At 66.6% G+C, this 14097-nt stretch carries 5 protein-coding genes; 1 reads left to right on the top strand and 4 read right to left on the bottom strand.

All coding sequences use genetic code 11. The features are described 5' to 3' along the window. Positions 1 to 84: 84 nt before the first annotated feature. From drmB to drmD, 4 genes are read right to left on the bottom strand one after another with little or no spacing between them, the layout of a single operon-like run. Positions 85 to 1932, bottom strand: a complete 1848-nt coding sequence (gene drmB / locus K8625_RS36000; protein WP_223748815.1) for a DUF1998 domain-containing protein — start codon at positions 1930 to 1932, stop codon at positions 85 to 87. After that, a complete protein-coding gene (gene drmA, locus K8625_RS35995; RefSeq protein ID WP_223748814.1) occupies positions 1919 to 5257 on the bottom strand; it encodes a DISARM system helicase DrmA in 3339 nt (1112 codons plus the stop codon). The genes drmB and drmA overlap by 14 nt, the downstream gene beginning before the upstream one ends. Before the next feature lie 8 nt (positions 5258 to 5265). Next, positions 5266 to 9183 carry a DNA methyltransferase gene (locus tag K8625_RS35990; RefSeq protein WP_223748813.1) on the bottom strand — a complete coding sequence of 1306 codons (3918 nt, stop codon included), beginning with the start codon at positions 9181 to 9183 and terminating at the stop codon, positions 5266 to 5268. Continuing rightward, complete coding sequence (drmD, locus tag K8625_RS35985; RefSeq protein ID WP_223785311.1) at positions 9183 to 12362, bottom strand: DISARM system SNF2-like helicase DrmD; 3180 nt, start codon at positions 12360 to 12362, stop codon at positions 9183 to 9185. Before drmD ends, K8625_RS35990 begins: the two co-directional genes overlap by 1 nt. A 716-nt stretch (positions 12363 to 13078) precedes the next feature. On the opposite strand from drmD, the gene K8625_RS44680 reads away from it, so the two are divergent. After that, the gene (locus K8625_RS44680) at positions 13079 to 14044 is read left to right on the top strand and encodes a BRO family protein (protein ID WP_370642015.1); all 966 of its coding nucleotides are present in this window, start codon (positions 13079 to 13081) and stop codon (positions 14042 to 14044) included. Positions 14045 to 14097: the final 53 nt, after the last annotated feature.

Genomic DNA, 14097 nt, shown 5'->3' with positions numbered 1-14097 from the left:
GCCCCCGGCCGCAAGGTGTCCGTGGACCGACGAGAGGATGCGCCCCCGCGTTCTGTCGCCCCAGGTCCACGGTCACCTCGCCGCTCAGGTCCACGGCGTCTTCAGGAAGGCGACGTCCTCGTGGCCCAGCGTGGGCACGACGAGCGCTCGGTCGAGGTACTGGTTGAAGCGCTCGCAGGAGCACTCGGGGAGGAAGAGGCACCCGTGGCACGCGGCGCCCTCCAGGTCGCGGTCGTCACGGCCCGTGGGTTCGTGATGCGCGCAGACGGGGTCGTTGGAGCACAGGCGCGCGTCCTCCAGCGCCCGGGCGAGGTGCTGCCCCAGTCGCCTCCCCTCCTCCACCAGGCCGCCCAGCGTGCCTTCCGCGCCCGTGGTGCCCGTCATCAACAGGATGCCCGCCATGGGGACGGCGTCGCTGTGCGGCGCGCAGTACAGCCGCTCGCGGATGGAGCTCGCGGGATAGCCACACTCCAGCGCCACCTGGGTCATCAACAGGTGCGCCAGTGAATGGAGCAGGTAGAGCCGCACGCCCGGGAAAGGGAGCTTCGAGCCGGAGCCCTGCTTCCAGCACTCATAGCCCGCCCGGAGCACCTCCTCGCGCCGCAGCACGGGCTCGGACAGCTCCCAGGCGTGCACCTGCGGCTCGTCGAGCACCAGCAGCATTCCCTCGCCCTGCATCTCCGTGACGGGGACCCAGTCCCGGTGGAGCGACATCGGCGCGAGCGCCACGTCCAGGTCGTAGCGCCCCTGGAGGTCCTTCGTCAGGGGCTCCAGCCGGGTGAAGCCGACCTGGGCCTGGACCTCCCGCAGCCGTCGCGCCAGCACCACGCGTTCGACCAGCGGGGGCAGTCCCTGGGGCCGAGCGATGCGCCGGGCCCAGAAGACCTCGGTGCGGTCCCTGGGCATCTCGCCAGGCTTCTCCTGGGGCTGTGCGAGGAACTGGAGCCACTCCGCGGTGCGGATCTCCGGGACGGCCTCGGGCGAGTGCTCGCGCTCCGCGGTGATGGCCGCCAGCACCTCCGCGTTGGAGGCGGAGCCGAGCGCCGCCTGGACCTGGGGGATGGTCCGGAAGGCCGGCAGCGTCTCCGCGGTGGCGGACTGGAGGATGTTCCACGCGGACTGCACCTTGCGCCGGAGTGACTCCGGTTCAGGGATGGTGATGGCGCTGGTGGTCTGCGCGAAGTAGCCGTTGCTGGCGGTGCGGACCAGCAGCCGCTGCTTCTCGTCGCAGCGCTCTTTCGCCTCCAATCCCAGCCAGGGCCGCTCCCCGTCGCAGCGGTCCTGCTGCTCCTTGTGGGTCATGTCGATGAGTCGTCTGCGCTTGCCGCACGTCGAGCACGCGACCTCGATGTCACTGAAGTCACCGCTCACGCCCTCCTCGAGCTTGAGCTGGGGGGCGTCGCAAGGCTTGCGCTCGTGTGTCCACCAGGTCCAGTCGATGTCCGACAGGTGCCCACGAGGACAGGCCGAGACGAAGCGCACCGGCACGCAGCGCTCGGGCTTCGCGTCCCCACCCGCGCAGCGGTGGCGGTACTCCTGGTTCACGCGCTCCAGGCTGTTGGCCCGAACCAGCGTGCGGCAGTGGGGGTTCTGGCAGACGAACCAGCGCGGGAACTCATACACCTGGATGCCGCAGGACTCCGTCGGCTCCCGCTCGTCTCCAGCGGGAGGCTTGCGGAAGGGAGCCTCCTTGCTGAGCGGCCACTTGTTGCGGTGGTAGAGCGGCTCGACGATTTCCAAGAGCCGTGGCTCGTTGACCACCTCGCCCTGCCCCTTGAGGCGCCAGAAGTCCAGGCCGCCCACGAGGACCGCGTCATTCAGCAGGTCCAGCATGCTGCCGGGGCCGAAGGTGGAGACCACCTGGCTCTGGCGCACGCGCCCATCCGGCGGCCGCGTCGAGCGGGCCCGGGTCCACTTCCTACGGCTCGTCATGCGCCACCTCCTCCGTCGCGGCCTTCGGGGCGCGGTAGCCACCCAGGGGCTGACGTGAAATCCACAGGTGCACCGAGGACTCCACGTCACGCATGGACGTGGGTGCCTCGAACTTGAGTTCGTCCTGGGTGAGGTCGTCGGTCCGGTCCAGGAAGCCGTGCAGCAGGGGCTTGAGCCCCTTCCCCTCCGGGTCGTAGCGAGAGTACGCGCGCTGGGCGGCGTCCTTCTTCGCCTGTTCGATGATGTTGCGCCACGAGTCGAGCAGGCCTCGCGCGCGCTGCATCACGATGTCGCTGGCGCGCTCCGCCTCCTCCGTGGGCAGTTCTCGGCCCGCGCGTTTCGCCAGTGCTTCGAGCGCCTGCTCCAGCCGGTCCCGGTGCGCCTGCAGGGACTTCCACTCCAGGGGCGCGGTCATGGCGGTGTCCAGCAGCCGGCCCAGCGCCACCACCACGCCCGCCAGCCCCCGGTCGAGCGCCGGTGCCGAGAAGGGAGTCACCGAGGTGGCCTCGACGAAGCGATAGAACGACTCGTGGTACGTCCCGAAGCGCTCGTAGTGGCTGCGGTCTCTGGGCTTGGCGGCGTTGAGGCACGTCACCACGAGGCCGGGCTTGTTCATCTTGCGGCCCACGCGGCTGGACGCCTGGATGTACTCGCTGGTCGTCTTGGGTTGTCCCGCCACGACCATGAGCCCCAACCGGTCGATGTCCACGCCGACGGAGATCATGTTGCTGGCGAGCACGACGTCGATGCTCTGGGGCTGACCGTGCGTGAGCTCCAGGCGGTTCTTCGAGGCCTTGATGTCGGCCGTCTTCTCCCGGCTGGTCAGCTCGATGGGCTCGCCGCGGATGGTCCTGCCCCGGTACCAGGGATGCTCGGCGTCCTTGCTGAAGTCCTCGGGACGACGGCGGACGCGGTCCATCACCAGTCGGCGCACCTCGTCCTCGACCAGCCGGCGCATGCCGCCCAGCTCACGCAGGCTGTTGAAGTAGCCGACGAGCGTCAGGTACGGGTCCGCGCTCACGGCGCCGTGGAGCTGTTCTCCGCGCGCGGCGGCGGCGAGCAGGCTGACATAGACGCGCAGCAGGAGGGCCTTCATGGGCCGCCCGGGTGCAGCCACGCCCAAGTACTGGCGCGCGCCCTTCTTGCCCACGGAGGCGAAGAACGTCTCGGAGGCATCCACGCCGGGCGGAGGGAAGAGCGCGACGTCCCGTCCATAGAGGCGACTGACCTGTTGCCGGGAGCGGCGGACGGTGGCGGTGGAGGCCACCAGCTTCGCCCGGGGCGCGAGCGTCAGGACGGCGCCTTCGTAGAGGCCCACCATGGAGCCCAGCGGGCCGGAGATGAGGTGCAGTTCGTCCTGCACGATGAGCTCCGGGGGAAGCAGTCCCTTCGGGAGCATCACGAGCGCCGCCTTCACATCCGCGGCATCGTTGCATGGACCGACGAAGCGCTTGCCGGTACGACCGAGGACACGACCGAAGAGCGAGCCCGTCTCTCCACGCCACGGCAGCATGGCGAACTTGTCCACGGTGGCGACGAGGAAGCACGGCAGCTCCCGGTAGATCTGCTCGTCGACGAAGAGGACGGGGAGCCCTTCCGGGTTGCGGCCGAGGTTGAAGGCGCACGCGATGTTGGCGCAGCCGACGAGCACTTCCTCCGGTCTGGATTTGGAGGGGCGGAGGATGAAGCATTCCCGTTCGAACGGAGTGGCGCACCAGGGACATGTGGCGAGCGGGAACGGAGACTGCGCGCGGGCGCTGTTGTCGTTCTTGTATTCGGTGATTTGTGTGGAGGCCTGTTCCAGCGTGTTGGCGGTCGCGGAGCGGCCGACCCACAGTCCGATGGAGAAGCGCACGGCGCCCAGGCGTTGGGGCTCTTGCTGGCGGAGCCCTTCGAGCGCGCAGATGAGTGTCGCGGCGCGACCGAGCTGGTCGAGGGTGAGCAACCGCAGCGTGTAGCGAAGCAGCACGGCCACGCCCAGGCCGCCGTGGAGGTGGGCCTGCCCTCGGAGGCGGCGCAGGAGCAAGGTGAAGGCGATGAGTCCCAGGTAGGCCTGCGTCTTTCCGCCGCCGGTGGGGAAGAAGATGAGCTCCACGAGCTCACGGTCCGCATGGCCTTCGTCCTCGACGGAGGGGAGATTCAGCAGGATGAACGCGAGCTGGAAGAGACGCCATTTGGGAGCCTCGTCCTGCCGGACCTTGCGTTCCGACTGGGCCATGACGCTGTTCATCCAGCGGAAGGCGTCGAAGGCGAGAGGTTCCCGGGCCAGGAGCTGGATGCCGTCCTCGATGCGGTCAGCCGCACGGCGAGCCCTGCGTATGAGTTCATCCCGTGTCTCCTCGCGGCGTTCGCTGCCGACGGCGAGATTGGCCTGGGTGGCCACCCATTCACGGTAGGTTCGGACCAGGGGGAGCAGGGCCGCCACGGCCTCCGAGGGCGTCGTGAACGCGGCGAGTTCCTCCATGCTCACCGTGACCTCGTCAAGCTGCCGCGCTTCGACAGGCAGCACCTCGACGCGTGGCAGCCAGTCCGTTTCCACGCGGGTGACGGGGACGGAGGTCGATGGGATGCGCACGGAGATGCCATGGCCCACGGCCCACCGCTGGCGGTCACGGAACTGGAGGTCGTTGACGAGGTCGTCTTCGTCCTCGCTCCTGGCGTCGCTGGAGTCCTGTCGGCTGACGAAGCCCTGCGCACATTCTAGGGCGAGGTGGGTTTGGAAGACGTAGGCCTCGTCCCGGTCGGCGGAGGTGCTGGTGGGAGGGCGTGCGTTGACGAGGAAGATGGCGACCGCGAGCTCGCCTTCGCGCGTCATCTCCACATGGCCCTCCAGGCGCAGGCCACCGCTGTCCTGGACGTACAGTCCTTCCCGCAGAGTCGCGTCGTTCAGGTGCAGGGTGACGGTGCGTTGATGGAAGGTGCGGCGCCACTGCTTGCGCCCCTCTGCATCGATGCGCTGGTAGTCCGCCCAGCAGACATGGGCGGTGAGCTGGGACGTGCCCGCGGGGACGAAGACGGACAGGCCCATGGACGCGGGCAGGCGGCGCACCTTCTTGGCGGTCGGGTCGGGTCGGGAAGATTCCTCGTCGTCCTCGTCATTGCCCGCGGCCAGGTCGTCTTCCTCGTCATCGGGGTCATCCTCGATGACACCCTGGTCGAGCGGGACGAGGAAGCCCGTCAGGTACCAGCGGGACGGTGGTGTGCGGAGCACTTCCGAGGCGTCCGAGACGGGAGCCCCTGGAGGCTTGTGGAACGGACCGACGAGGTCCGCTTCGAGCGCATCGATGAGGTGGGAGCGGACCGCTCCCGTGTCAGAAGCATGCATGGGAGACCTCAAGCGGTCTGGGCGCGGGACTTCGAGGGACGGCGGACGGTGGGATGCGCTTCCTCGTAGGCGCGGCGTTCGTTCAGCTCGAAGAGGCGGTCGAGAACTTCGTCCTCGAAGGCTTCGAGCTGTTTGGGAGTAGCTCCGCAGTACGGAGGAACCTGGATGTCCTTCCAGCCATAGGCATCCAGGACGGCCTGGTCCACGGCCACATGCAGGTCCCGCAGACGCTGAGTCGCGGCGTCGGTGACCGACTTGTCCTTGAGCCGGTTGTAAGTCGTCGTCAGGCCGATGCTGTGGGCCTGCATGTACTGGCTGCGCTCGAAGTGGAGCCGTTCGCCTATCGCATCGAGCGCGGAGGCTCTTGCGGAGACCGGGAAGGGGAAGGTTTCGAAGCAATCGCTCGGCGCATAACGAAGGTCGTTGCGCATGGAGGATGACAGCAGACGTGCCCAGACCTCGTGCACCCGTGACTGCAGGGTCGTCAACCAGTGGGCCTGCTCGACAGGAACGACAATGACTTGCTCGCTGAACACGACAGACGGCGACTGCCACGAGAACATTAGGTGCTTCGAGACTCGAGAGGTCGCAAGACAACGACTCAATGGACGGAGCGCTTCATAGAGCTCAGGACGCGGCCGGATAAACTGCCACCAGAACTGCTTCGCGCCTCTGTCCTTGGCCTTGTCTCGCTCAGGTTTCACCAACTCCCGTACGGTACGGATGAGGTCGGGCCAGCGTTCCGCTTCCTGTAGTTCCATCTGCCCGAAGTTGATGACGTGCCTTTCGAGTTCAGGACTCGGGTCGGAATTGAGCTCCTCGCCACCCACGTAGCGAAAGATGCGCGCCGCGTTCTTTGATGATTTCGAGACAAGAGTCGAGCGCTGCTCAGGGCTCAGTACAAACCCCATTCCAAGGACGATGCTTCCCTGGAAGCTCTTCCCCATGTTGGCAGTGAGCGCCACGGGCTCTAATCGCTCGGGTTTGCCACGAAGCCGAGAGTTGATGCACTTCACGGGCAGGCGATCCAAGCGAGGCTCTAGAATCAGGCCGGAGACGTGCCCCTTTGCCAGATGCACTACAGACACCGAGACATTGGCGCCAGCCACCGGCCACTTCATGGAGCGCACGGCGTCGTAGAGGTGACCACCGTGGTCCACCAGGTACTTCAACCCCGTGGCCCTCGTGTCCCCCTGCGCGATGGTGTTGGTGGCGATGAGTCCGAAGCTGCCGTGCTCACCCAGAAGATGAAACGCACGGCGGAAGAAGTGCGCGGAGAGATCCGCGTTGCCGTGCGCCCCCTCATGAACCGCCTGGAGCCAAGGGAGGTAGTTCTCACCACCCGTCTCGATGATGGCGTTCTTTCCCGCGAACGGCGGGTTCCCCACGAACCCATCGATCCACGCAGCCTTGTTCGGCTGCTCATTGTCGAGCGGATCTGGCCGGCTCCCATGGAAGACCTCCGGGAACTCCAGCGGCCAGTGGAACGTCCACGACGGCGCGGAGAAGGCCGCGATGTCCGCCGGAATGGGAGGCGGAACCCCATTCTTCGCCTTGGACAGCCACGCCCCAATCAGGTCCAACCGGCGGACGCGCTCCCTCTCCCGCTCCTTGTCCAACCCCTGGGCGAAGAAGGCCCCGACGCACGCATTCGCGATGTGCTTGATGTCCCCCAACGCCTCGTCCGCATCCCGGAGAAGCCCCTCCTTCACTCGACCGGGCTCCAGGTCCAGTTGCAGCGGCTTGCGGTCCGGCCCTTCCAGGTCGAGCGCGAGCTGGAGGATCTTCTCCCGCTTCTCCAGCGAGCAGTTCAGCGCCTTCGAGATGAACGCCCAGGACAACTCCGACTGCTTCTTGCGGGCTGGGGCCCAGTGGAACGCTCGAAGCTGCTCCAGGTCGAGCCCGACCAGCGAATCCCCGCACTTGAGCGCATGGTCCAGGAAGGTGAAGGGCTCCGTCTTCGCCAGCGTCACGAGCCACAGCGACAGCTTCGCGAGCTTCACGGCCCATGGGTTCTTGTCCACACCGTACAGGCATCGCTGGGCCACCAGCCGGCGTGCCCGCATCACCTCGTCCTCGTGCTTGTCACGCTTCAGCACGCCCTCACGTGTCCAGGCGGCGACAACCTGGTCCGCGAGGAAGCGGCAGGACTCCACCAGGAACGCACCCGACCCCATGGCCGGGTCGCAGATCTTCAGGTTGAGGAGTCTCTCGGAAGACGGCTGCGGCCCCATGGTCTTGAGCAAGGGCTCCAGCGCCCGGCGGACGATGGGGGACGACAGACTCCGAGGCGTGTAGTGGCTGCTGGTCCGTCGCCGCTCGTCGCCGGGTTGCAGCACCAGCTGGGATGCGCGCCGTGCCTCGGTCCCCTTCGCGCGGTACGGCTCCAGCGCGGTGAGGACCAATTGCTGCGTAGAGGCCTGCTCCAGCGCTTTCGACAGGGCCTTTACCGCCTTCGCGTCGAGGCCCGTCTGCTCTTCCAGCCAAGCCGCACGCCGCTTCGAGGGCTGTGCCAGCACCTCGTCCACGGAGACCCATACCTTCGAGGGCTTGAGGCAGATTCCAGCCCCGGTCAGGCGCTTCACGTGGAAGCCCATCAGGCCCTCGTACACGGAGCCGATCTGCTCCACGTCGAGCGACTTGAAGCTCAGTCGCTGCCCATTGAGGAAGACGAGCCGCTCCAGGACCTGCAGGACCGTCTCGTCATCGATGGGAGGCACCCGCGCATCCGTGCCCTCCTCGGAGGAGCCCACTCCCCCCAGGAAAGGGAATGCGTCAGGGTCGAAGAGTTCCCCACGCCGTGCCGGCATTCGCAGCTTGTCGTGCGAGGCCCCCAGGTAGATGCACCGGAAGAGCGCCAACAACCGAGGCCACGCACCGAAGCGCCGATTCATCGAATCGGGGTATTGGCAGCAGTCCTCGACGAGCTGCGCGTGAAGAGCCTTCACCGACAGGTCATCGCGATAGGGCTCCTGGTCCACGGGGAGCAGGCCCCGGTCCTCCGCGTAGAGGATGAAGACGAGCCGCAAGAGCGTGGAGAGGAGCCCGCCGTAGACATGCTCCTCACCTCGTGAGAGCGCCTCGTCCAGGGCCCGAGAGCCATCCCGTTCCGCGGCCGTCTCGAAACCCGTAAGCAGGATGCCGAGCGCTTCCAGGACCTGGTCGGCCAGCTCGTCGGTGACATCCGCCTGCCGGCGGCGTGACTGCTCCAGGAGCGCGGGGAGCTGATGCTCAGGCAGCACGCCGAAGAAGCGGCGCGCATGCAGGAGCATCACCATCGCGTCGAACAGCGGACGACCGCTGGCGGTGACGAGGTCCTTGAACCGGAAGGTGATGTGCCCGGAGGTCTCTCCGTGGGGCGCATAGACGAGGCGCACGGAGTCCCCGTTGAACAGCAGACCGATGGGGACACGGGCCGCCCGCAGCAGTCGGTCGAACTTGGCGGTGGGCTCGTAGAACCACGCGCCCGTGGTGTCTTCCTTCTTGTCCAGGTCCAGCCCGGCCGGCAGCTCCCAGGTCAGGAGCGCGAAGCCCTCCGCGGCGCGGCTGATGGGCGTGGAGTCATCCGGCAACCCTTCCGGCTTCGAGGGAGGAGGCCCTCGTCGCAACAGCCCCCGCGAGGGCTTGAGGGTCTGTTGCCCCTCCTCGATATCGAGCTGGAGGTCCTCCGGAAACCTCGTGGTGAAATCCTCCTCGGTGTAGCCCAGCACCTCGCGGAGGAAGCGCGGGACATCCGTCACGCGAGGTGACTCCCGGCCCGCCAACAGGACGAAGCGCGACTGAGCGGACACGGGCAGGCGCTGCATGCACTGCGCGTCCTCGAGGACCGGGATGGAGACCACCAGTCCTTCGATGGGCTGCGCCATCCCCATCCACGTCTGGTGATAGCGACGCTCGACATCCCCGCCAAGGCTCTGACCGTTCATCAGCGAGCCCCCGGCCACAGGTAGACCATGCCCACGGGAACCAGGCGGGCGACCCGCACGGCGTAGGTGGCCTTCAAGGATTCAGGTTGTTCGACGAGTTCCCTGCCGAGTGCCGCCAATCGCTGTTCGAGGTGCACCTTGTCCCTCCTCCATTGGTCCTTCTCGGCCTGGGCGTCGAGCGAGAGCTCGAGCTGCGCGCTCAGTGCCTCCTGGATGGCCTCCTTCTGCTCGCGGAGAATCTGAGTCAGCGCCTTGGCTTCGGATGCGCCGCGCGCCGCCAGCTTCTTGCGAGCCCCCTGCTCTCGCGCCGAGGCCTGTTCCTCGATGGCGGGCCAGAGCTTCGAGAAGTCGGACTCGGCACTGGCCAGCAGGCGTTTCTGGACGGCCTTCGGTATCGAGGAGAGCGCGGGCGCTTCCGCCAGCGTGGTCTCCAGTTGGTCGATGACCTTGCGGTCCGCCTCATCGGCGAAGGGCTTCAGGTGCCCTCGGCCGCCGCCGTCCAGCCACCTGGCTGAGACAGAGACCACCTCGTCATGGAGCCGCGCGGCGCCCTCGCCGAAAAGAGACAACCGGCCGAAGACGATGACGCGAGCCACGGCGTCGCGTTGGGTCTGGACCACGGTGACACGGCTGAGGTCGTTCGCGGAGAACCCCTGGGCCAGGAACCGCTGGAGCACCCGCTGGACGAGCGGATGGGACAGGTGCAGGTGGACGAGCTTGCTGGAGACGCCCGGAGGTGCCTCGAAGACGACGGGAGACAGGGGGCGCTTGCGCCACTCCCAGGGTGCCTCGTCGTGCGCCCGGCGCGGACGAATGGAATCCAGGGTCGTGCTCCAAGAAGCGGGAAGCGCGGGGACCCTCCAGGCCTCCAGCGTCCGGCCCTCTTCCGTGAGGGTCTCCCGCTCCAACCGGCCCGCACCGGCCAGCTCGAACCCCACGTCCAGCGCATCGCGCAGCAGGACGGAATTGAAGTCCATCACCTTGCCGCTGCGCTCGCGGAGCTCTCCAATCGCATCCAATTCCTTGCGCAGGGACTGGAGCGTGCGCTGGGACTCCAGTTCCCGCTTCGTCACCTCCGTGCGAGTCGAGGTCGCGGCGCGGGAGACGCGCTCCAGCGTGCCCTTCGAGATGCCCGAGGCGAGGGCATCGTGCATCTGGTCCATCAGCACACAGCCCAGGCTGCCCAGCTCGCGAGTAATGGTCTCCACCTTGCGAGCGAGGGTGTCGAGCACCGCATCCTCGGCACGCTGGGCGTAGACGAAGTAGCCGCAGCGCACGATGGGAGCGGGTTGCAAGGCACGGTCGATGCGGCCGTTGCGCTGCTCCATGCGTGAGGGATTCCACGGGACGTCGATGTGGAAGAGGTCCGCGCAGTGGCCTTGCAGGTTGATGCCTTCGCGCGCGGCGTCGGTCGCGAGGAGGACCCGCACGGGGAACTCCTCCATCGAGCCGTTGAAGGCGGCCTGCACCTCCGCGCGCTTCACGTCATCGATGCCACCAGTCAGCGTGAGGATGCGCTCATCCCCCCGGTGGGTCCCCTCGAAGGCGGCGGTGAGCTGCTCCTTGAGATAACGGAGCGTGTCGCCATACTCGGTAAAGAGGATGACCCGACGGGGCTTCCACGGAGCGCCCTTGGTGAGCGGACATTGGTGCTCGCGAATCCAGTGGAGCAGGGCCCGCAGCTTCGCGTCCCGGGCCGAGCGGTGCCGGGCGCTCAGCTGGAGCATGTCCTCCAGGAGCTTGCGAGCCTGGGCGTTGGTCGACAGAGTCTGACTGTGCTCGCGGATGGTCTCCGCGAACGACAGCTCGAGTGCATCGTCCGTCTCGCCGTGCTCCTCGGACTCGGGAGCCGTGTCGCCAGTGAGCGCTCCGCCGTCGGGAACCCGCGTCCCCGAGCCGAAGGCCGCCGCGTGGACGGAGAGGGTACGGTGGAATGCCTCGATGCTGGAGAGGAGGCGCTTCTGGAGGTTGATGAAGACCAGGCGCCCCTGCTTCGTGCCGGGCGCCATGAGTTCCGTGTAGCGCGCCAGCTTCTGGGACAGCTCCAGTTCCGGGGCGGAGGCTTCGCCCAGGTCGACACGCTCCTCGACGGTCTTTCCGTCCGGGGCGAGCCACTCGGCGTGCCAGCGCCCCGAGTCATGCGTCAGGCGCACGCCCACCACGTGTCGCTCGGGGTAGCGCTGTGAGCTGCCCAGGGCGCGAAGGTCACCCTTGAGCCGGCGCACCATGACGGGAGCCAGCTGTGATTCGCGGACGCGGGTGCCACGGGTGAAGCGCTGTGGGTCCAACATCTCCAGCAGCGCGGAGAAGCTGTTGGAGTGGCCGTTGTGGGGCGTGGCGGAGAGGAAGAGCCGGTGCTCGAAGCGCTCCGCCAGGGAGCGGATGCTACGAGTGGTCTCCGTGTCGATGGCGTACCGGCTGGCCGAGGCGGGCGCGACGACGTGTGCCTCGTCGAGCACCAGCAAGGACTTGTGGTGTCCCTTCTCCTCCAGGAGGGTCTTCAGCGGCTCGAAGTACTCGCTGCGCCGCAGGGTCTGGTACGACACGATGAAGCGAGAGTGCGTGGCCCAGACGGGGACCTGGAAGCCGCGCTCCTGACGGCGGCGGGAGACGAACTCGCTGTTGAAGATTTCGAAGCGCAGGCCGAAGCGTTTCTCCATTTCATCGCGCCACTGGAGCGTCACCGACGCCGGGCAGACGATGAGGACACGGTCCACGCGCTGGCGGAGGATGAGTTCCTGCAACACCAGCCCCGTCTCGATGGTCTTCCCGAGCCCCACGTCATCGGCGATGAAGAGATTCACCCGAGGCAGCTCGAGCGCCTTCTTGAGAGGCGTGAGCTGATGATTCATCAAGTGGATGCCCGCCCGGAACGGCGCTTGGAAGAGCCGGGCATCGGTGGCGGTGACGGAGCTCCACTTGAGCGCATGCAGATACGCGGCGAAGTGACGCGGCTCGTCGAAGCGCGCGGGAGGTCCCAGTCCACCCTGGTGCGGTCGGATGACCCGAGCAGCGAGTTCACGTTCCCACAAGACAGACAGGGGACGTCCCTGTGCGTCATCATCGAGACACGTGAGCCGGACGAGGGTGTGTTGCTCCCGGACATCCGAAGGAGCGATGACCTCGTCGACCAAATACTGACGGTGGCGGACCTGCGCGATATCACCCGCGCACGGCATGGGAGCGATTGGCACGGGAGATACATGCCGCTACAGGCATGTGGTGAGCCATCACCCTCCGGTGGTAGAGCCATCACTCCCCGGTGGTATGTAACGGCGTCATCCAGCCACATACACTGAGAGCGCCGATACGTTTATCCACGCAGCACAGAGCCCTTCGTAGTCCGCAGCGAAGGTGGAAGAGAAGAAGGAACGGACGCCGTGAGTGGTTTAGGCCGGGCTGCGGCACTGGCGGGGCAATGACCCGCCTCCACACCACGCTCCCGTGCGAGGCCCGCTGCGCGGCGGCGACAACTCTCCTAACACAGGGGGGAATGTCCAAGGTTCTCTGACAGGCCGAGGGCCTGCGCGCAGCGCAGGGGCCAGGACGCGCGCCGCACCTCGAGGTGTACGACGCGCATGGGGATTACTCCTTTGGTGGGAGCGCGCGGTACTGGCCGCGAGACGCCAGAGAGCTCCGGCTCATCATCGACCAACTGCGCGGCGTGCTCTCGCGACAGGGGGGCTGGCGGTTGCGGATGCTGCGCGGAGACTATGCGGAGAGCCCCCGGTACTGACCGAGAAGGCACTTCACATCCGGCGTCCAGGTGTGGTTGGCTCACCCAATTCCGCCGGTTCGGCCACCGGTTCGGGGTGGCGCAAGAAATACTGCACACCCGAACAGTCCTCTCCTCCGAAAACGCTTCGCTCAACACACTGGACTTGCGCGCTCACAAATGGGCACGTATGTGATTGTGACACGGTCCCGTGCAGGCCAGGGATTAGGGCGTCGGCGCGATCAGCCGCGCCCGGCCACGGTGCGCACAGTTTCGTGGAGAGGGAGTGCCTTTCCCTCGCATCAGTGCCTCTTCCCGCCGCTGGAGGTCCCCATGACGTGCAACCGCAGTCCCGCTCCGCTAGTGCCCTTCCTGTTTGAGGGCACTGCTCCTGTTCGAGTCGTCCTCGAAGACGATGGTGAGCCCTGGTTTGTCGCTACGGACGTGTGCGCGATACTCGGAATCATCAAACACCGAGCTGCCATTGCTCGACTGGAGGATGATGAAGAGCGTCTAGTGGTAGTGGACACGCCTAGAGGCCCCCAGGAAATCACGGCCATCAGCGAGTCGGGCGTCTACGCTCTCGTACCAAGCGGACGAAAGCCAGGGGCAGCGCGGTTCCGCAGCTGGCTTCGGAAGGAAGTGCTTCCTTCCATTCGCAAGACGGGCTCCAACTCCGTGGCAGGTGCTACGAAGGTCCCAGACCTTCCAGCACTCCTGACCATGTCACGGTCAACTCTCTTCCGCCTCTGCGCAGATCTGACCGACAAGGTTGAGGAGCAGGGCAAGCACATTGCCGCACAGGCCCCAGCCGTGAAGTTCTACGAGGAGTTCGCCGACTCTGAGGGTGATTTCTGTCTTCTGGATGCCGCAACATACCTGCGCATCCGCCCCAGGGATTTCTACGGCGCACTCGAAGAGGAAAGCTTCTGCTTCCGGCGCCCGTCTAAGGCGGGCCGGCAAAAGAAGCGGCTTATCGCCCACTCCAAGTACGTTGACCGTGGCCTCTTCCGAAATCACGCCACGCTTGTGACTCTGCATCAGCAGCGCGGCATCACTAAAAGGAAGTTCGGTCAGACGCTCGTCACCGGGAAGGGCATCGAATGGCTCTCTATCCGGCTCGGTCGTGTCCCTATAAGTGTGTAGTCGGCGAGCAGGGACGAGCGGGAAAGAGGGAAGCTCCTCGGTGAAACCAACCG

The sequence above is a fragment of the Myxococcus sp. AS-1-15 genome, from assembly GCF_020037055.1.
Classification (GTDB): Bacteria; Myxococcota; Myxococcia; order Myxococcales; family Myxococcaceae; genus Myxococcus; species Myxococcus fulvus.
Note: the sequence above shows the minus strand (reverse complement) of the source record. Positions and strands in the feature narration are given on the sequence as shown.